Origin of the sequence: Halorubrum salinum (assembly GCF_024494575.1) — an archaeon.
GTDB classification, from domain to species: Archaea; Halobacteriota; Halobacteria; order Halobacteriales; family Haloferacaceae; genus Halorubrum; species Halorubrum salinum.
In genome coordinates this window covers 912,220-931,330 of record NZ_JANHDO010000001.1, presented here as the reverse complement: position 1 = coordinate 931,330, position 19,111 = coordinate 912,220, and the positions used below count along the sequence as shown (strand labels likewise).

At 68.1% G+C, this 19,111-nt stretch carries 22 protein-coding genes; 4 read left to right on the top strand and 18 right to left on the bottom strand.

From position 1 onward, the window contains the following. Positions 1 to 357, bottom strand: a complete 357-nt coding sequence (locus tag NO930_RS05020) for a DsrE family protein (protein WP_256402700.1) — start codon at positions 355 to 357, stop codon at positions 1 to 3. 144 nt (positions 358 to 501) lie between these two features. Between NO930_RS05020 and NO930_RS05015 the strand changes: the two genes are divergently transcribed. Then, positions 502 to 1,317, top strand: coding sequence for a DUF7547 family protein (locus NO930_RS05015; RefSeq protein WP_256402699.1), 816 nt, complete (start codon positions 502 to 504; stop codon positions 1,315 to 1,317). Between the two features lie 28 nt (positions 1,318 to 1,345). On the opposite strand, the gene NO930_RS05010 is transcribed toward NO930_RS05015, so the two are convergent. From NO930_RS05010 to NO930_RS04960, 11 genes are all read right to left on the bottom strand, one after another. Beyond that, the gene (locus NO930_RS05010; protein WP_256402698.1) at positions 1,346 to 2,095 is read right to left on the bottom strand and encodes a sugar phosphate isomerase/epimerase family protein; all 750 of its coding nucleotides are present in this window, start codon (positions 2,093 to 2,095) and stop codon (positions 1,346 to 1,348) included. Between the two features lie 106 nt (positions 2,096 to 2,201). Further along, positions 2,202 to 3,275, bottom strand: a complete 1,074-nt coding sequence (locus NO930_RS05005; protein WP_256402697.1) for a methionine synthase — start codon at positions 3,273 to 3,275, stop codon at positions 2,202 to 2,204. Further along, positions 3,275 to 4,285, bottom strand: a complete 1,011-nt coding sequence (locus NO930_RS05000) for a 5-methyltetrahydropteroyltriglutamate--homocysteine methyltransferase (protein ID WP_256402696.1) — start codon at positions 4,283 to 4,285, stop codon at positions 3,275 to 3,277. The genes NO930_RS05005 and NO930_RS05000 overlap by 1 nt, the downstream gene beginning before the upstream one ends. A gap of 63 nt (positions 4,286 to 4,348) precedes the next feature. Beyond that, positions 4,349 to 4,933 (bottom strand): HemK2/MTQ2 family protein methyltransferase, encoded by a 585-nt coding sequence (locus tag NO930_RS04995; protein WP_425601440.1) that lies wholly within the window; start codon positions 4,931 to 4,933, stop codon positions 4,349 to 4,351. Then, a complete protein-coding gene (locus NO930_RS04990) occupies positions 4,921 to 6,150 on the bottom strand; it encodes a mechanosensitive ion channel family protein (protein WP_256402695.1) in 1,230 nt (409 codons plus the stop codon). The genes NO930_RS04995 and NO930_RS04990 overlap by 13 nt, the downstream gene beginning before the upstream one ends. Positions 6,151 to 6,156: 6 nt before the next feature. Next, positions 6,157 to 7,062: a 16S ribosomal RNA methyltransferase A gene (locus tag NO930_RS04985; RefSeq protein WP_256402694.1), complete on the bottom strand. Its 906-nt coding sequence runs from the start codon at positions 7,060 to 7,062 to the stop codon at positions 6,157 to 6,159. A 119-nt stretch (positions 7,063 to 7,181) separates the two neighbouring features. Beyond that, positions 7,182 to 7,769, bottom strand: coding sequence for a DUF655 domain-containing protein (locus tag NO930_RS04980; RefSeq protein WP_137784068.1), 588 nt, complete (start codon positions 7,767 to 7,769; stop codon positions 7,182 to 7,184). 123 nt (positions 7,770 to 7,892) lie between these two features. Further along, positions 7,893 to 8,984 (bottom strand): deoxyhypusine synthase, encoded by a 1,092-nt coding sequence (locus NO930_RS04975; RefSeq protein ID WP_256402693.1) that lies wholly within the window; start codon positions 8,982 to 8,984, stop codon positions 7,893 to 7,895. A 42-nt stretch (positions 8,985 to 9,026) separates the two neighbouring features. Continuing rightward, positions 9,027 to 9,308: a ubiquitin-like small modifier protein 1 gene (locus NO930_RS04970; RefSeq protein ID WP_256402692.1), complete on the bottom strand. Its 282-nt coding sequence runs from the start codon at positions 9,306 to 9,308 to the stop codon at positions 9,027 to 9,029. A 22-nt stretch (positions 9,309 to 9,330) separates the two neighbouring features. After that, entirely contained in the window at positions 9,331 to 10,659 is a 1,329-nt protein-coding gene (locus NO930_RS04965; RefSeq protein WP_256402691.1) for a cation:proton antiporter regulatory subunit, read from the bottom strand. After that, positions 10,656 to 11,930: a potassium channel family protein gene (locus tag NO930_RS04960; RefSeq protein ID WP_256402690.1), complete on the bottom strand. Its 1,275-nt coding sequence runs from the start codon at positions 11,928 to 11,930 to the stop codon at positions 10,656 to 10,658. Before NO930_RS04960 ends, NO930_RS04965 begins: the two co-directional genes overlap by 4 nt. Positions 11,931 to 12,065: 135 nt before the next feature. Between NO930_RS04960 and NO930_RS04955 the strand changes: the two genes are divergently transcribed. Beyond that, complete coding sequence (locus NO930_RS04955) at positions 12,066 to 13,250, top strand: NAD-binding protein (RefSeq protein ID WP_137784218.1); 1,185 nt, start codon at positions 12,066 to 12,068, stop codon at positions 13,248 to 13,250. Between the two features lie 44 nt (positions 13,251 to 13,294). Here NO930_RS04955 and NO930_RS04950 read toward each other — a convergent pair whose 3' ends face one another. The 6 genes from NO930_RS04950 to sdhC form a co-directional block, all read right to left on the bottom strand. Then, on the bottom strand, positions 13,295 to 13,930 hold the full coding sequence (locus NO930_RS04950; protein WP_256402689.1) for a uracil-DNA glycosylase: 636 nt from the start codon (positions 13,928 to 13,930) through the stop codon (positions 13,295 to 13,297). A gap of 88 nt (positions 13,931 to 14,018) precedes the next feature. Then, positions 14,019 to 14,243 (bottom strand): TrmB family transcriptional regulator, encoded by a 225-nt coding sequence (locus tag NO930_RS04945; protein ID WP_256402688.1) that lies wholly within the window; start codon positions 14,241 to 14,243, stop codon positions 14,019 to 14,021. Between the two features lie 213 nt (positions 14,244 to 14,456). Beyond that, positions 14,457 to 16,286, bottom strand: coding sequence for an FAD-binding protein (locus NO930_RS04940; protein WP_256402687.1), 1,830 nt, complete (start codon positions 16,284 to 16,286; stop codon positions 14,457 to 14,459). A 53-nt stretch (positions 16,287 to 16,339) separates the two neighbouring features. After that, positions 16,340 to 17,230, bottom strand: a complete 891-nt coding sequence (locus tag NO930_RS04935; RefSeq protein ID WP_137784607.1) for a succinate dehydrogenase/fumarate reductase iron-sulfur subunit — start codon at positions 17,228 to 17,230, stop codon at positions 16,340 to 16,342. A gap of 9 nt (positions 17,231 to 17,239) precedes the next feature. Continuing rightward, positions 17,240 to 17,614 (bottom strand): succinate dehydrogenase/fumarate reductase transmembrane subunit, encoded by a 375-nt coding sequence (locus tag NO930_RS04930; protein WP_049982966.1) that lies wholly within the window; start codon positions 17,612 to 17,614, stop codon positions 17,240 to 17,242. A gap of 1 nt (position 17,615) precedes the next feature. Further along, positions 17,616 to 18,041: a succinate dehydrogenase, cytochrome b556 subunit gene (gene sdhC, locus NO930_RS04925; protein ID WP_049982967.1), complete on the bottom strand. Its 426-nt coding sequence runs from the start codon at positions 18,039 to 18,041 to the stop codon at positions 17,616 to 17,618. A gap of 148 nt (positions 18,042 to 18,189) precedes the next feature. Here sdhC and NO930_RS04920 point away from each other — a divergent pair, with 148 nt between their 5' ends. After that, on the top strand, positions 18,190 to 18,384 hold the full coding sequence (locus NO930_RS04920) for a cold-shock protein (protein WP_004046659.1): 195 nt from the start codon (positions 18,190 to 18,192) through the stop codon (positions 18,382 to 18,384). A gap of 231 nt (positions 18,385 to 18,615) precedes the next feature. Continuing rightward, positions 18,616 to 19,092, top strand: a complete 477-nt coding sequence (locus NO930_RS04915; protein WP_256402686.1) for a 50S ribosomal protein L11 — start codon at positions 18,616 to 18,618, stop codon at positions 19,090 to 19,092. The last annotated feature ends 19 nt before the right edge of the window (positions 19,093 to 19,111 follow it).

The window sequence follows — 19,111 nt, the reverse complement described above, 5'->3', positions numbered from 1 at the left end:
TCAGAAGGTGATGACCTCGTAGTCCTCGTCGACCAAGTCTCGAATGCTCGGGTGGCCGTCGTGGTCGTCGAGCGTCGACACGCCGGCGTCGTCGACGGCGTCTTCGACGCCGAACGCGCCGGAACAGTAGTCACAGACGGACACCTCGTCGCGGAGCGACCGATAGAGGGCGTGGTAGTCGTGAGACTCGTCTTCCAGTTCCGGGATCCACGTCGTTCCCGCGCCGTCGAATATCAGTTCGAGTTCGTCCTCGTCGTTCTCGGCGAACTCCGTCGCGGCCTGAAGCGCGTTCACGACGCGGCCGAGACTCTCGTGACCTTCCGTACCAGCCAAGACGACTATCGCTGCGTTTGCCATTACGACAGCCGGTAGCGGCCTCGCTCGTATAGTGATCGTGCGGTCGTGCGCACAGAGCGCGGCCACGGCGCAAGGTTATATACGCGTCCGACCGCGCTCCGCGCCCAGCCGGGGTTTTTGGTCATTCGCCGCCTACGAGCGGGTATGAGTGCCCGCGACCGCCGAGACGACGACCTCGAAGACCGGCTCGACGAGCTTGAGGACGTCCTGTCGGACCTCCGTCGAGACCTCCGCGAAACCGAGCGCGACCGGCGCGGACCACCGGGAGCGCCGCGTCCCCCCCGGCTGTCCGAACTCGTGCGGTTCACCGAACAGTACACCATCCCGACGATCATCGCCCTGCTGGAGACGACTATCACCTCTCTGGAACTGCTTCAGGGAACCCTGCGGCTGGCCGATCCGGAGCGAAGCGTCGCCGAGGGGGCGGCGTCGGCCGGCGACCGCCTCGCTACTGTACGCGACGGGGCGACCGCCGGGCTCTCGCGGTCGCTCGCGGAGCTACGGACGGCGCTCTCGGAGGTGGATCTCCCCGAGGACGCGGCCTCGAAGTCGATCGTCGCCGACGCGCGCGACCTCACCGCGGAGATCGAATCGCGGATCGACGAGACTCGACGCGCCGCCGACGCGGAGAGGGCATCGCCGAGCGACGGGAACCGACGCGGAGACGACGCCGAGAGCGACACCGACGGCGCGGTCCAGATCGACGTGACCGACCCGGACGCCGAGGGTGAAGACGCAGACAGCCGCGACGCGGCCGAAGACGTATCGACGAGCCCCGAGGTCGACGTGGAGTCCGAACTGGAGTCGATCAAGCGGCGGGTCGGCGAGGAAGACGCCTCCGACACGGGCGACGAGGAGGGAGCCGACGACGCGGGCGACGAGGACACTGGTGACGGCCACGGTTCCGGGACCGATCGCGAAGAGACCGGCGAGGGCGAGGGCGAGAGCGGGGCGGACTAATTCGGACTCACCGCCGGGGTCAGCGGGGTTAAAACTCCGCGCCGAGCCGGGTCGCGACGCGCTCTGCGGAGTCGAGAAGGAGCGTCTCGTCGTCGGTGAACACCTCCAGCGCGACGGTGCCGTCGAACTCCGGGAGATGCGTCTCGACGAGGCCGTAGTCGACCTCGCCCGCGCCGACCGGAAGGTGGGTGTCGCCGCGGCGGCGCACGTCGTGGCAGTGGAGGTGCGAGACGCGGTCGCCGTGGCGGCGGAGGAACCGCTCGATCGCCTTGTTCCCGCCCTCCATGTAGGCGTGGCCGACGTCGAAACAGATCGGTACGTCGGCGTCCTCGGCGATCTCCGCGAGCACGGACAACTGGAGCCCCTCGTGCTGGTGGCCGACGTTCTCGACGACGACCTCGACGCCGGCGTCGCGGCCGGCGTCGGCGACGCGGCGGAGCTGATCGGCGGCGACCTCGCGGAATTCCACGTCGTCGCGGTCGGCGGACGTGGCGTGGAGGACGGCCTTCGACGCGCCGAGGTCACCGGCCCCGTCCAAGAGCCGCCGCTGGTACGCGACTATCGCGTCGTTGATCTCGGGCGCGTAGCTCGCGAGCCGCTGACTGTACGGCAGGTGAACGCACAGGTCGCGGCCGCAGAGCGCGTCGGCGACCCGGTCCGGATCCGCATCCTCCGGTACGAGGGTCGGCTCGCCGAGTCCGAGTTCACAGAAGTCGAACCGATCGGACGACGCAGCGAGCCGGTCGAGGTCGTCGCCGACGGTGATTCCGATGTCCATAGCGGCGATGCGGTCTAGGGGCTTGTATAAATGGTGTCACGATCCCCGCGGTCGCCGAGAGCGCTCTCGGCGGGGCGCGGTCGACGGCCGCGAGCGAGTCGCCGCCTCAGTCGTCTGCGAGCGGATTGTCGAGATCGATCTCGCCGGCGTCGATCTCGGCTTCGACCTCGCGGACCGCGGTGACCATGTTCTCGGTCTTGCCGTAGGCGATCTCGCGGGGGAGAAGCTTCAGTCCGCAGTCGGGCGAGATGGTGAGCTTCTCTGGCGGGACGACGCGGAGGCCCTGCCGGATGTTCGCTTTGATCTCCTCGACGGGCTCGATTTCGGCGGTGTGGGCGTCGACGACGCCGAGCGCGAGGTCGGGCTCGAACTCGGGGTCGGTGAACGTCGGAATCTGCTCGAAGTCGCCGTTACACAGCTCCACGTCGAACTCGTCGATCGGGTAGTCGTTGATCTCGGGATAGATACGCGAGTAATCGCCGTAACAGACGTGGAGGCCGATCCGGACCTCCTCGTCGATGCCCGAGACGATGCGTTCGAGCGCCTCGCCCACGATGGCGTGGTCTTCGGGCGTCGTCGCCAGCGCGGGCTCGTCGATCTGGATGTAGCGCGCGCCGGCCTCGACGAGCTTCTCGACCTCCTCGTTCACGAGGTCCGCAAGGTCGTAGACGAGGTCCTCGGTGGACGGGTACGCCTCGTTGAACGCCCAGAAGCCGAGGGTGTACGGCCCCGTGATCGGGACTTTCACCGGTTTCTCGGCGACGTTCGAGGTGAACTCGAACTCGTCGACGAGCCACGGCTCGTCGTACTCGACCTCCTCGACGACCGACGGCTTGTCGAAGTAGTTGTGGCCCCACACCTTCACGGGACCGTTGAACTCGTAGCCGTCGATGCGGTCGGCGAAGAACTCGACCATCTCGTTGCGGCGCATCTCGCCGTCGACGACCGTGTCGAGCCCGGAGCGCTCGTGCTCGTGGGTGATGAGCCGACAGGCGTCGTCGTGTGCCTCCGCGAGGTCCGACTCGTCGAACTTCGAGTCGGGGTCGGAGACGAGCTCGTCCGCGCGGTTCAGCCACTTGGGCTTCGGGTACGAGCCGACGACGGTCGAGAGGAGGAACGCGTCGTTCGGGTGGTCGTTCGGGCGGAACTGTTCGCGGTTTGCAGACGGGTTTCGGGCCATTATTCGAGCACCTCAGCGGCGGCGGCGAGGGCGGAAAGCTTCTCGCGGTACTTGTTGGCTGGCAGGTAGAACAGCTCGGTGTTCGGCGTCAGGTACGTCCGGTCGAATCCTTCGGCCGGGATCTGCGACTCGAACCACTCGACGCGTTCCGCGATCGTCTCGGCCTCCTCGACGAGCGTGTTCTGCCCGTCGACGAGCCCGAGCGACAGCGAGTCGGTCGAGCCGAACTCCTGGACGTTGTAGACGGTGTCGTCGCGGTCACCGGCGACCAGATCGAGCCCGAGCGCGTCCGCGCCCGCCTCGTCGACGAGGTGCGCGTACAGCTTCTCGCCGAGCGCGCCGTAGTACGTCTGGACGACGACGTCGGCGTCGGTCGCGTCGGCGACCGTCGCGATCGCGTCCGTCGCGGTCGACTCGTCGCCCTCAGCGGGCGGCTCCGTCACCAGCGACGGTTCGAGGAGGAACAGCGTGTCGTGGGCGGGGAACGCCTCCACCTCGTCGGCGAGGAACTCGGCGATCGCGGCCTGGAACTCGGCCTCGTCGCCGTAGTGTTCGTCGGTCGCGAGCGCGGCGAGCGAGTACGGGCCGGGGAGCGTCGCCGCGAGCGATGCGTCGGCCGCGCCGCCGGCGACCAGATCCCGTGCCGACTCCAGTTCGCGGGCGACGTCACCGGAGAAGCCGAGGTCGTCGACCACGCGCGGGTCGCGGTAGAAGTTGTTGTTGTCGTAGTACCGGACGATCCCGCCGGTCTCGACGCCGTCGTGGACCGTCAGCGGGTGCGCGATCATGTCGTCCCAGCGACCTTGCCCCTCCGAGATCAGGTCGAGGCCGGCGTCCAACTGGTCGTCGACGTACTCCGCGCGAACCTCGTCGTACTGCTCGACTATCGCCTCGCTCTCGTCGCCGCTCAACAGGTCACCCTTCTGGTGGCCTTTGAGGTCCGAAAGCGTCTCTTTCGCCCAGTCCGGGAGCGGATACAACCCCGGCGTGGCCGCGACTCGTTCGGTCATCATCGTCGGTTCGATATGCCGCCGTATAATATTTGCTAATGCGATTTATGTTTAATGGTAATTCTACGGGCGGCGGAGCGCGAGCACGGTGAGCGTCTCGAAGGGGAACGACTCCTCGACTGCGACGGCGTGCTCGAATCCCGCCTCCTCGACCAGCGAGAGCACCTCGTCGTAGCCGGTCAGCGAGGAGACCAAGAGGAGAACGACGCCGTCCGGCGCGAGCACGCGCCCCACGTCGTCGAGGAACGGCTCGATGAGCTCTCGCCCGGACTCACCGCCCGAGAGCGCGTGTTCCATCCAGTCGTCCCACTCGTTGTCCGGGTCAGTCGGGAGGTACGGCGGATTGAAACACACCGTGTCGAACGCCTCGGGCTGAAACGGCGAGAGGAGGTCGGCGACGACGGCCTCGACGCCCCGGTCGCGGGCCTGCCGCGCCGCGTGGGGGTTGAGGTCGCTGCCGATCACGTCGCGGTCGTGCTCGTCTGCGATCTGCGCCGCGACCCATCCAGACCCGGTCCCCACCTCTAATACGCGGCCCTTCGCCTCCGCGAGCGCCGCCTCCGCGAGCAGCCCGGAGTCCTCGGCCGGCTGGTAGACGGCGGCGTCGTCGAGCCCGCGCCGCTCGGCGAGGTCGGTCACCGGTCGGATCCCCCGTCGTCGGCCGCGTCGCCCGAGTTGTCGGTCCCGTCGTTGTCCGCGTCACTCGCACCGTCGCCCTCGGCCGTGCCGCCCGCGTCACTCGCACCGTCGCCGTCCCGCACCGCCGCGCGCCCCTCGACCGAGGCGTCGAGCTGGGGCCCAGTCGCGCCCTCGGCGCGCGCGGATAGCGTCTGCTGCGGGAAGGGGATCACGATTCCCGCCTCCTCTAGGGCGGACTTCATGGCGCTCATCGCCGCGGTCTGCGTGCGCCAGCGCTTCCGCATGCTCGGGTTGCGGATCCAGTAACGGAGTCCGAGGACGACCGCGGAGTCGGCGAAGCGCTTCGTCACGGCGTTCGGCTCCGGCATCTCGGCGACGTCCTCCACGCCTGCGACCGCATTCTCGACTATCTCCGACGCCCGGTCGATATCGGTGTCGTAGTCGACGCCGACCTCGATCTCGATCCGCAGGCGGTTCCGCCGCGACCGGTCGACGATCGATCCGGCGCGCACGTCGTCGTTCGGCAGCGTGATCACCTCGCCGTCGAACGAGCGGAGCCGGGTGCTCATGATGGATATCTCGGTGACCGTGCCCTCGTGGTCGCCGACCTCGACCCAGTCGCCGACCTCGAACGGTCGAGAGAACATCAGCACGAATCCGGCCAACACCGCTCCGAGGGTCTGTCTGGCCGCCATCCCGACCACGATCCCGAGAAAGCCCGCGCCGACGAGGAGCCCGCCGACGTTGTCGGTGAACAGCCCGACGACCACGAGCAGCGCGGCCGTGTACACCGAAAGCTGCGTGAGCCGGAGGATCACCTCCTGCTGATGGTCGGAGATCGACGCGCTCTCGGCCGCGACCTCGCGGATGACGCCGCCGAGGAAGTCCGTGACCGCGTACGCGATGGCGAGGAGCACGACCGCGAGCACGACGTTCGACAGCTGGTCTGCGATCGCCGCCGACCGGACGGCTTCGAGGAGCGCCCCGCTCCGGTTCCACACCCCGATCAGCGCGATCGCACCGGCGGCCGTGACGGCGGCGACGCTCGTCGACAACAGCAGGCGACGGGTCGACGACAGCTCGTCGTCACGCCGCTTCAGCCGCCGGGTGAGGTACCGCGCGGCGAGCACGACGGCGACGATCAGCGCAGACACCGCGAGCCGCTCGACGTTGCCCGCGAGGACGCTCTGCGGGTCGGTCGCGAGTCCGGAGGTGCCGACCGTCATCCGTCCTCACGCCTCCGTCGGCGACCCGTGTTCACGGGCCAGTTCCGCCAGCGCCGCGAACGCCGCCGGCTCCAAGTTTCCGGGCCGCTGTCGGAGCAGGTCCTCCTCGGCGGCGTCGACGACGGCCTCGGGCTCGTCCAGTCCGGAGATGTGGCCGGTGTTGCGGATCGCGTTCCGGACCGTCTTCCGCCGCTGAGTGAAAAGCGCCTTCACGAACCGGAGGAAGAACGCCTCGTCGCCGACGGCGTAGTCGGGGTCTCGCGGCGTACACCGGACGACGGCGCTCTCGACGGCCGGCTGGGGGTCGAACGCCTCCTTCGGGACGCGCTCTGCTATCTCCACGTCGGCGTAGTGCTGTGCGGACACGGAGAGCCGACCGTACGCCGACTCGCCCGCCGACGCGACCATCCGGTCCGCGAACTCCGCCTGAAACATCAGGACGAGCGGCTTCTTTTCGGGGAGCAGCCGGAAGGCGATCTCGGAGGAGACGCCGTACGGGAGGTTGGCGACGCAGGCGGTGAAGGGAGGAAGATCGACGTCGAGCGCGTCGCCCTCGACGACGTCGAGGAGCCCGTCGTCGACGGCGCTCGCGAACTCTTCGCGGAGGAAGTCGGCGAAGGTCGCGTCGCGTTCGATCACCGAGAGGAACCCGGGCGCTGCGCCGTCGCTCCCGCCGCGGGCGATCAGGGCTAGCAGGCGGTCGGTGAGCGCGCCCGCGCCGCCGCCGATCTCCAGTACGTGATCGGTGTCGGCGTCGCCCGGGAGGTACCCGGGGATCCGGTCGAGGACGCGGTCGTCGACGAGGAAGTGCTGGTCGCGGTCGGGGTTCGCCCGCTCCCCGGCGCGACGCGCGAGCGCGTCGGGGTCTCGGTCCCCGTACGTCGCCTCCGGCCCCGCCGATGTGTCGGTCATAGCCGCGTTACTCCGCCGTTCCGGGTAAAAGTCCCGTTTCGGGGCGTCGTCGCGAGCCGCTTCCGGCGCGTCGTCGCGAATCGTTTTCGGACCGTCGTCGCGGCTCGGTCCCGACCGCCTCACTCCTCGGTGCCGACGAACGTGCGGTATTTCAGGTCGTCCTCGCGGATCTCCTCGACGATCCGCTCGACTATCACCTCTCGGGGACGATGCAGCCCGGAGACGCGCTCCGAGACCTCCTCGAAGGTCTCGAACGGCCCGCGCTTCCGCTCGTCGAGCAAGTTGTTCCGCAGCTTCTTGCCGATCCCGGGCAGGAGGTTGAGCCGGTGGAGCCGGAGCGTGATCGGTCCGGCGTCGTTGTAGAAGTCGACGAACCGGCGCTCCTCGGCGTCGACGACGTCGTCTACCGCGTACTCGATCTCGGCGGCCGCGTTCCGCGTGATATCGTCGAACTCGACCTCGCGGTAGCGACCGACCGCCGGCCCGTCGAGACCGAGCCGATCGCTCACGGAGGCGTCCGCCGATTCCGACAGAGCGAGCTCGTACAGCCGGAAGTCGTCCGTTCCGAGCCCGTACGCGACCGGCGACTTCCGGTGTGCCGGGCGGTCGTCGTCCGGCCGCCCGTTGGGCAACACGTCGAGGAGGACGACGGTCGGTCCGGGGTCGCCGTCTCCCGTCTCGGACGCGTCGGTTTCGGGATCGCTCATACCCATCGGTCGCTCCGAACGGGGAAAAAACCGCTGGCGATCGGACTGGAGATCGGGGACGCGATCGCCCGCACGAGCGGGGCCTAGGCGTGTCTTCCCCCGCGGCTTCGACGCGACCGGCAGTCACTCGATCCGTTCGCGGGCGGCCGCGACGAGCATCGGAAGCATCACCGTCGCGTCGCCGTACACGGAGGCGTTGCGCGCGTCTTTCTCCAGTTTCCCCCACGAGCGGGCCTCCTCTAACGTCGCGCCCGAGAGCCCGCCGGTCGCCTCCGGGTCCATCGTGATCTGGACCGCGTAGTCGTACGCCCGCGGCGTGACGAGCATCGTCTGCAGCGTGAAGTTCTTCGGGACGCCCCCGCCGACGAGCAGGCACCCGGCGTCGTCGGCCTCGAACGCGAGGTCGGTCAGCTCGGTCATGTCGGCGAGCGCGTCGAGCGTGAAGTCGGCAGTCTGCGCGTACATCCACGCCTGCAGACCGAGCACGGAGTCCTGCACGGCGGGACAGTAGATCGGCACGTCGCACTCGTAGGCGGCGGCGGCGACGCCCGGTCCCTCGTCGACGTCGTCGCGCTCGTTGACGGCCGCGTTCGCGCGGCCGAGCTCGCGCGTGAGCTCGGCGATGGAGACTGGGTCGCTTCCCCCCTCTCCGTCTCCCTCCAGCGCCGGGAACACCTCCTCGCGCAGGTGACCTTCGAACGCGGCGAAGTGCTCCTGCGGGAGGTAGACGTTGTAGATGCGGTCGACGCCCTCGTCGCGGAGCCCCTCGTCGTGCTCGCGGGCGGTCTTCTCGGGGTCGTGGGTGCGTCCGTGGTGGTGTTTCCCGCCGATCGCCTCGATGGCGTCGTGCGTGAGGTTCGCGCCCGTCGTCACCAGCGCGTCGACGTAGCCGTCGCGGATCAGGTCGGCGACGATCCGACGCATCCCCGCGGGGACCATCGCGCCCGCGAGCGAGCAGAACACGGTGCAGTCGTCGTCGCCGAGCATCTCCGCGAGCACGTCGCCGGCCTCGTTGACCGACGCCGCGCCGATCCCCGCGTCGCCGTACCCGTCGACGAGTTCGCCGACGGTCATCCCCGCCGCCGCGCGGGTGTGTCCGACCGGGTCCTCGTGGAACTCCTCGCGGGGCGGCTCCTCGCGGCCTCCGCCGGCCTCCGCGCCGTCGTCCGCCGCGCTGCCGTCCGCCCCGTCGCCCTCGGCGTCGCTATCGCTCATGGGTCAGAATGTGTCGGGCGACCGTTTGAAACGACCGGTTCGTCAGTCGGCGCAGCCGCCGCTGACGGGGGGAAAGAGCGCGAGTTCGTCGCCGTCGTCGAGGGTCGTCGAGAGCCCCTCGTCGTGGTAGACGCTCCGACCGTTCCGGAGGACGTTTATGTGGTCCGCGACCGCGTCGTCCTCGATCACGCGCTCTCGAAGCGCGGGATGTGCGTCGAGCAAGTCGTCGAGCGCGTCGCCGACGGTGTCGCCCGCGGTCGCGTCCACCGGGATCACGCGGTCGCCGGCGATCTCCGCGAGGTCAGCGAACAGCTTCCACTCCATACGGACACCGCGTGCGGACGCCTCAAGAGCGTTGCGTCCCGCCCTCCGAGACGTCGTCGGTCCGTCCGTCTTCGGCCGTGCCGGCGGCTCCGTCCTCGCCGGATGCGGCCGCCTCGGCTCCGCCGTCGGTGTCGGAACCGCCATCGCCGTCACTTCCGTCGCCGGGCGCGGCCGCGTCGGCTTCGATCCGGCGGAGAGCGTCCGGACGGCCGACGAGGTACACCGTGTCTCCGGCGTCGAAGGCGTACGACCGGGGCGGGATCGGCTGTACGGTGCCCGCGGCCGGTCGGACCGCGGCGACGACCGTCTCGACGTCGCCAACGGTGCGGCCGGAGAGCTGGCTCCCGGCCGCGACGGTGACCGCGGCCATCGTCTCGTCGGCGTTCCGCAGCAGCGACGCGAACTCGCGGTCGGCCTGCGGCTCCGCAGGGAGCGTCACGAGTCGGTAGCCCGACTCCGCGGTCAGCGCCTCCGCGTCGGACTCGTCGAGCGCGACCGTCACGGCGTCGCCGGCGACGCCGCGTAACTCCCCCGTCGCGAGGCGTTTCGGCTCCGGCTCCGTCGCCCACACCTGTACCGTGTCGCCGGCCGTGGCGTTGTTCGGCGGGTCGGCCGCGATCGCGATCGCGGCCGACCCGGGAGCGAGCGTCGGCCCGAGCCCGGCGGCCCGAGAGCCGACCGCGAAGTACTCGACGGTCCCGTCCGCGTCGACGTCGACGTCGACGTATCCGACGCCGTACTCGCTTTTGATCCGGGAAACGAGCCGCTCGCGGAGCGCCTCGACGGGGAGTTTCCTCGGGAAAAGCAGCGTCTTCTCGGCCAACTCGTCCTTCTTTTCCGGTGAGACGGGGTCGTACGTGTCGATGTCATCGATGTCGGCCGCCGCCGGCAGCGTGACGGCGGTGAACCGCCCGACCGCCCGAACCACGCCGCTCAGTTCGCCGTCCAACTGCCTCGCGCCCGAGAGCGCGAACACGTCGACCGCCAGCCGGTCGCCCGCGTACCGACCGACCGGGGCGGTGACCGCCGCACTGCCGAGCGCGACGACGTTGAAGAACGCGCTCTCCGGCTCGAAGAGCGCCGGGCTCTCTCCGGCTGCTATCGCCCCGAGCGAGGTCGTGTTGAGGTACAGCGCCACGACGGCGACGCCGAGAAGCGCGGCGACGCCCTCGGGGATCGCGTCGCGGAAGTACCACCGATACGTCAACGCGGCCGCGCCGGCGACGAGAGCCGCGAGGAGCGCGAACGTGACGAGCGCGACGGCGGCCTGTCGCGGTCTGGCGAACCCGACCTCGATGGCCGGCCCGTCGACGACGAGGACTGCGAGCCGCACGATGACGGAGCGGATCATCGCGCGACCTCCCCGAACCCGTCGATGGCGTCGCGGCTCCCGACGACGAACAGGTCGTCACCGGCCGACAGCGACTGCGACCCGCTCGGTGCGACCGTCCACGAGCCGTGCCGCGCCGCGAGGACGGCCACGCCGTACGTCTCGCGGATCTCGAGTTCGCCGATCGTGTGTCCGTCGAGCGGGCCGTCGGCGACGACGGACAGCTTGCGGAACCGCTTGCCAGCGCGGCGGAGGAGGCTCGTCAGTTCGTACTCCCGCCGCGTGCCGCGCGAGAGCACGAGAACGCGCCCGCGGTCGGCACCCACGAGCTTCGTCGCCACCGCTCGATCGACGGCGACGGTCACGCGACCCTCCCCGCCGGTCGTCGTCGGCGCGGTCGCCGGAACCGGAGCCGGGGTCGCCGCGGTCGATTCTCCCCCGTCGGTCCGCGCGTCGTCGCTCCCGTCTCCGATGTCCGCGTCCGATGCGGCGGCGGTCGCGCTCGCCGACGTCTTCGCGTCCACCGCTCCGCTGGAGCGCGCCGCCAACACCGTTCCCTCGGCCGTGAGGTCGGGAGCGACCACGCGAACGAGGTCGCCGCGGGCGATCCCGGTCGGGACGAGAGCCGGGACCGACACGGCGCGTTTCCCCGCGGGGATCCGCTTCGAGAGCGCGCCGGTGGGCGGCGCGGCGGCGACCGTCGCACGCGCCTGCTCGTCGATCCGAACGGCCACGTCCGCGAGGTGAAGCTCCGTCTGGAGCCGCTCTGCGAGCCTGTCTTCCAACTCGACGAGCGGGAGGTCGGCGGGGAACGTCCACTCGCCCTCGACGATCTCGCGCCGGGTCTCGGCCGGGAGCGAGGGGTACCCCTCCATGTCGTTCACTTCCCCCGTGATTTCGACCGTGACGCGACCGCGCCCGCCGACTAGCTCGATCACGTCCGAAGAGAGGGTGCGATCCCGAAGCTGCTTGAGAGAGATCCGCTTCGGGACGCTGGCCCCGAGCTTGTCGCCCTGTGCGTGGGCGTACAGAGAGATCATCAGGACGACGACGATCGCCGTGAGCAACGCGGGCGCGTGCTCCGACGAGCGGATCGTCTCGTCGTTGAGCGCGAGCAGCCCGCCGTTGATGCCGGCGATGGCGAGCGAGAGGACGACGACCCCGAGCCCGGGGATCGTCACGTCGGTGACGTACTTGAATATGAACCCGAGAACGCCGGCCACCAGCGCGGGGACGATCCCCGTGATGACCCCGAGGTAGATACCGAAGAGGATCTCGACGGGAAGTGCCATACCGACCCAACCGACGCGGCCGTTAAACGTGTGTCGCCGCGAGCGGGTCGAGCGCGGTCTCGGCTCGGACATCGCCGCGACGCGCCGACGAGCGCGGCTCGCGAAACTTAAGTCCGGCCTCGGCGATGGGCGGACATGGAGCTGACCCGGGACTGGGTGACCGTACGCGCGTCGATCGCGTTGACGTTCGCGGTCGCGCTGCTTTCGATCCTCGCCGGGCTCGCTCAGATCGGCGGCCTCGGCGTCGACGGGCCGCTCGCTAGGCACGTGCCTGCCGTGATCCGACAGACCGTCGGGTTCACCGGAACCATCACCGGCTTCGCGATGCTCGGTAGCGGATTCGCGCTCCGAAGCGGCTACCGCGTCGGCTGGTACTCGACCGCGGTACTGCTCCCCTTGACGGCGGTTCAGGGCCTGATGCAGGCGTCGGTGCTCTCGTTCCCGCTCGTCGCCCTGTCGGTGCTCTCGGTGCCGGCGCTCGTGATCAACCGCGGTCGGTTCGACCGCCCATACTCCCCGTCGCCGACGCAGCTCGCCGCGGGCGCGGCGCTCGTGAGCGCCGTCGCGTACGGAACGGTCGGCTCGTACGCGCTGCGCGACGACTTCGAGGGGATCGAAACGATCGTCGACGCGTTCTACTTCACCGTCGTCACCGCCTCGACGGTCGGCTACGGCGACGTTCACCCCGGCGCAGGACCCGAGTCCGACATCGCACAGCTGTTCGTGCTCTCCTCGCTCGTGATGAACGTCGCCGCGTTCGCGGTGGCGCTCGGGGTCCTGCTCACGCCCGCCATCGAGGCGCAACTCTCCAAGGCACTCGGAAAGATGACTGACAAACAGATCGACCTCCTCGACGACCACGTCCTCGTGTTAGGATACGGGGACCTGACGGAACCGATTCTCGAAGAACTCACCGAGCGCGGCGGCGTCGAGTTCGCGGTGGTGACGACGGACGAGACCGCGGCCCGACGGCTCTCCGACCGGGACATTCCCGTGTCGACCGCGGACCCGAGCGACGTCGAGCCCCTCGAACGGGTCAACATCTCTGGCGCTCGCGCGGTCGTCGTCGCGACCGAAGACGACGCCCGCGACGCGCTCGCTATCCTCACCGCGCGACAGCTCAACCCCGAGATCAGGATCGTCGCCGCCGCGACGCAGCGAGAGAACGTCAACAAGCTCAGGCGGGCGGGAGCAGACCAGGTCATCTCTCCGGCGCTGCTCGGCGGACACATCCTCATCGACTGCGCGTTCGGAGCCGACAGCGACGACGCGACCACCAGCCTCCTCGGTGATCTCACTCCCGAAGACACCGGAGACTGAGTTGTCACAGACGGTCTGTCACTGGCGACACCGTTCGACCGGTTCTATCGGCTCTGTCTGCCCTTCGTCTGGCGATAGTCGCGGCTCAGGACGTTCTGACGCAAATGCGTCGTGAACGCGTCGGCCTCGTCGTCGGTCATCTCGGTCGGCTCTTTCATCGGCACCAGTTCGAAGCCCCGACCGCGGATCGTCGTCGCGTGTTCGGCCTCGATGTCGAAGGAGTCCGGTCGGCGGGTCGTGTATTCGACGGCCAGCTCCCGAAGCGGTCGCTCGCCCACCGGGACGATGATCTGCGGGTTGATCATGCGGATCTCGGCGTTCAAGAAGGGTTCACAGGTGTCCACCTCGCGATCGCTCGGTTCGCGGTCCGGATGGCGACACCGCGTGAGCGCCGTGAAAAAGACGTTCTGCACGTCCGGCTCGGTCGCGTCCGGCGGCGAGCGGACGAATCCGAGGTCGGCGAAGATCGACTGGACGGCCTCGCCGCCGCCCGCGCCGGTGAAGGGGACGCCGTTGGCCTCGGCGGCCGCCGTCGGTCGCGTGCCGACGACGAGGAACTCCGCGCCGACGTCGCCGTACCCGTGCACGACGCGGTCGCGTGCGTCACACAGCTCGGGACAGTTCTCGCACGCCACGTCCATCCCGAACGGGTTCCGGAACTCCTGTTGGTTCGCGTCCACGCTCGCCCTGCGTCCTCGGTCCTCCTAAACGCTCCGCTGGAAGAGGAACTAGTCGGTCAGAAAGCGGGACACGTCCGATCGCGGCGAGCTAGTTCAACGCGTACGTGTCGCCGTCGCAGTCCACCATGCCCTCCTGACGGAGGGTCTTGAGGATGCTGTACAGAGAGAGCTTCTTCATGCCGAGCGAGTCGCCCATCTCCGAGACCGTCGCGTCGCCGTTCGTCGTCAGGTACAGGTACACGAGCTTCGCGCGGGGCGACTGCAGGTCCGTCGGCAGCGCCGGAGCCGCGCGGGCCGGTTCTGTCTTCATCATCTTACTCGGGACAAACAGTTCGACGATAATAAATCCCCTATTCAACGATTGTCGAAATACTGCGGACGGTAGAGATCCGGCGTGTCTGGCACAGAACACGTCGATCTCGGGCCGAGACCGAGCAGAAAACACACCTATCGGCACGTGTGCAAGCGTGGAATTTCGACCGACGACGCAGAAAGAACCGTGATGGATCGCCGTCGACCGTGACGGTCAGTACGAGCGGTTCTTCGGCTCGTACTCTTTGTTCTCGCCTTCGAGGATGACCGGCTTGTACCAGAGCTCGGGCTCGCCGTCGTTCCACGAGACGAGCGTGTGTTTCAGCCAGTTCTCGTCGTCGCGGATCTGGTTCTCCTTGCGCCAGTGTGCGCCCCGGAACTCCCGACGCGCGAGCGCACCCATCGTGAGCGCCTCGGCGATGTCGAGGATGTTCCGGGTCTCCATCGTGTGAATGAGGTCCGTGTTGAACGTCCGAGAGGGGTCCGAGACGGCGACGTCCTGATACTCCTCGCGGGCCTCACGGAGGTCGGAGAGCGTCTCTTTGAGCCCCGGCTCCTCGCGGAACACGTTGACGTTGTCCGTCATCGTCTTCTGGACCTTCGAGCGAATCTCGGCGTGGTTGCGGCCGCTCCGCGCGAGCAGCGTCTCGACTCGCTCCTGTGCGCGGTCGACCGCGGCCGCGAGGACGCCGTCCGCGTCCGTCGCCACGGCACCGCCGTCGGCGGCGGCCGGACCGCGTCCGCCCGTCTCGCCGACCTCGACCTCGAACTCGTAGTCCGCGGGCTCCCAGTCGCCGGACCGGCCGGTCTCGATCTCGGCTTCGCCCATGTCCTCGCCGGCCGCGTGGCGACCGGCGCGCTTGCCGAAGACGATGAGTTCTGGCAACGCGTTGCCGCCGAGGCGGTTCGCGCCGTGGACGGACGCGCAGGCGCACTCGCCGGCCGCGTACAGCCCGTCGATGACGGTCTCGCCGTGCTCGTTCGTCTCGATGCCGCCCATCGCGTAGTGCTGGCCGGGCTTGACCGGCATCGGCTCCGTCAGCCCGTCCGCGCCCTCGAAGTCCTCCGCGAGGTGGAGAATGTTCTCCAAGCGGTCGAGGATGCGCTCCTCGCCGAGGTGGCGCATGTCGAGGTGAACGTACTCGTCTTCGATCCCGCGTCCCTCGTTGACCTCGGTCAGCTCGGCGCGCGAGACCACGTCGCGGGAGGCGAGCTCGCCGTCGTTGTTGGCGTAGCCGTGTTCGAACATGAACCGCTCGCCCTCGCTGTTGTATAAGATTCCGCCCTCGCCGCGGACGCCCTCGGAGATCAGGACGCCGGTGGACGGCAGCGTCGTCGGATGGAACTGGATGAACTCCATGTCTTCCATCGGGACGCCCGCACGATACGCCATCGCGACGCCGTCGCCGGTGTTCGCGACCGCGTTGGTGGTGTGATCGAACACCTGACCCATCCCGCCGGTCGCGAGGATGACGCCGTTCTCGGCGCGGAAGCCGCTGACCTCGCCGGTCTGGATGTCGTAGCCGACGACGCCGTGGCAGGTCCGGTCGGCCGGGTCGTCCTCGTCGGTGACGGCCAGGTCCATCACGTGCCACTCGTCGTACACCGTGATCCCGCGTTTGACCACCTGCTCGTACATCGTGTGGAGCATCTGGTGGCCGGTCTCTGCGCCGGCGTACGTCGTCCGGGGGAACGAGAGGCCGCCGAACGGTCGCTGCGAGACGCGCCCGTCGTCCTCGCGCGAGAACGGCATCCCCCAGTGTTCGAGGCGGATGACCTCCTCGGGGCTCTCTCGACAGAGCGCCTCGACGGCCGGCGCGTCGCCGAGGTAGTCCGACCCCTTCATCGTGTCGTACGCGTGGTCCTCCCACGAGTCGGCGTCGCGCAGCGCCGCGTTGATGCCTCCCTCTGCCGCTCCCGTGTGAGAGCGGACCGGGTGGAGTTTCGAGACCATGGCCACGTCGGCCCCCGCTTCCTGTGCCGCGATCGCCGCCCGGAGTCCAGCCCCCCCAGCGCCGACCACGATGACGTCGTGTTCGTACATTGGTAATATGATCGGTGATTAGTTCCGGAGTCCCTTGAGCGTGTCTCTCGGTGTCACCAGAACTTCAGATTGTTCTTGACCGCTTCGCGTTTCAGCTCCTGGATGTGCTCGGTCAGCGGGATGTCTTTCGGACAGACCTCCGTACAGGAGAACTGGGTCTGACACCGCCACACGCCGTGTTCCTGCTCGATTATCTCCAGTCGCTTCTGTTTGATCTCCTCGCCTTCGCGCTCGTCCATGGCGAACCGGTACGCCTTGTTGATCGCGGCGGGACCGAGGTACTCGTTGTCGCCGGCGGCGATGTTACACGAGGACATACACGCGCTACACCAGATACAGCGCGTGGACATCTTCACCTTCTCGCGGTTCTCTCGCGTCTGCCGCTGTTCTTCGAGTTCACCGTCGGGGTACTCGTTCGTCTGGAAGTACGGTTCGACCGCCTCCATCTGCTCGTAGAAGTGCTCCATGTCGACGACCAGGTCCTTCCGAACGTCCGCGTGCGGGAGCGGCTCAACGCGGACCGGCTGTTCGAGGTCGGCGATCTGGGTCTTACACGCGAGCTTCTGTCCGCCGTTGACGAACATCGCGTCGGAGCCGCAGACGGCCTGCCGACAGGAGTGCCGAAAGGTGAGAGAGGAGTCGTACGTGTCACGCGAGTACATCAGCGCGTCGAGAACGGTCATCCCCTTGGTGAACGGGACGTGGAAGGTGTCGAACCGCGGCTCCTGTTTCCCCTCGATCTCGGGGTCGTACCGGAACACCTTCAGCTCGACCGTCTCCTCGTCTGCGGCGGCCTTCTCGGCCTCCTCGGCCTGTCTGCGCTCGCGCTCTTCGGCCGCCCGGCGACGCTTTTCGGCTCGTCGCTCCTCGCCTTTGGAGGCGGCCTCCGGTTCGGTCTCGGTCTCGCTCGATTCGTCCGTCTGTTGTGGTATCTGCGTACTCATTGTCTTACCTTACAAGAGTGGGAAGCCGCCCGCCCACGCGTTCGCGGTCCGAATCCCCTGGAACACTAACACGGCGCTCGCGGCCACGAGCGTCCACTTGATCACGGTCCGTTTGGTGCCGGTGAGTCCCTGGTTGACGAGCGCGTTGTACACGCCGTTGACTCCGTGGAACGTCGCCGTCACGAGGAACAGGATCATCAGGGAGTAGTAGCTCAGCGTCTCCATCCGCGCCGAACTCGCGAGGAACGAGACCTCGTCGGCGTGGTGGACGAAGTGGAGCAGGAAGAAGTGGAACGCCAACACGACGAGCAGGAACGCCGCCGTGACGCGCTGAAGCAGCCACATCCGCCCGCCGGACTGGAACGAGGAGTAGCGCTCTGCCATCTCAGAACGCACCCCCGATGAACGTCGGCACCGACGCGACGGTGATCGCTCCCGTCAAGATCAGGGAGGCGTAGAAGCTCTTGTCCTGTGCGTCGAGACCGACGCCCAGATCGACGAGGAGGAGTCGGGCTCCGTTGAGCATGTGGAAGACGGCGACAGCGAGGAGGCCGACTTCGAGGATCCGCACCAAGAGCAGCCCCTCCAGGCTGACGATCGTCTGCGTGTACACGTCTTCACCCGCCATTAGCACGGCCTCGCTTGCGCCCGCTGCTGGAATTCCGGTACTCAACACGGCGATGTGGGTGAACAGGTAGCCGATGAGCACCCATCCCGTGAACTTGTGAAAGATCCACGCCCACATTCCGGCCTCGAACTCCCGCCAGCGGCTGAAGTCCTCGATGAGGCCTCGATTGTACGACTGACTCATATCTAACGGTTCGGTACTGGGGTGGTATAGTAGTTACTAACACGGCGGGCTCACGCGTTTTCGTGTGTGTCGATACCGTGAGTGTGCCTCTCACACAGGAGGTGTTCGCGGAAGGCTTTTATGTGGTCCACTCGCGTATACAGACGCAATGGCGAAAGGCGAAGTTGACTTCTTCAACGACACTGGCGGCTACGGATTTATCGAGACTGACGACGCAGACGAGGACGTGTTCTTCCACATGGAGGACGTCGGCGGCCCGGACCTCGAAGAAGGTCAGGAAGTCGAGTTCGACATCGAAGAAGCGGACAAGGGTCCGCGCGCGACGAACGTCACCCGTCTGTAACCGCTGACAGCGGCGTTCGATAGGTTGTATCGGCTTTTTGACTGTTCTATCCTCGCGAGCGACAGCTAGCGCCTCCGCGCCAGCGATCAGTACCAGCGATCAGTACGCGGAAGGCGAGTTCGCTTGCGGCTGCGCGACCGGCGGCAGCGCGGGCGACGGGCGTGTGCGAACCGCTATCGCCCGCTGCCCGAAAGAACAACCGTTAAAAGTCGTCACCGGGTTCGTACGGACATGGCTGGAACTATCGAAGCGCTCGTCCCTGGCGGGCAGGCCAACCCCGGCCCGCCGCTCGGTCCCGAGCTCGGACCGACGCCGGTGGACGTACAGGACGTCGTGTCCCAGATCAACGACGAGACCGCCGCGTTCGACGGGATGGAAGTCCCCGTCACGATCGAGTACGACGACGACGGCTCGTTCACGATCGAGGTCGGCGTCCCGCCGACCGCGGAACTCGTCAAAGACGAAGCCGGCTTCGAGACCGGCTCCGGCGAGCCGCAGAAGGACTTCGTCGCGGACATGTCGGTCGAGCAGGTGAAGAAGGTCGCAGAGCAGAAGTCGAGCGACCTGCTCGCGTACGACACGAAAAACGCCGCCAAGGAGGTCGGCGGCACCTGCGCCTCCCTCGGCGTGACCATCGAGGGCGAGGACGCCCGGACGTTCGACGACCGCGTCGACGCCGGCGACTACGACGACGTCCTCGACGCGTAGCGCGGTTCCTTCTGTCGTT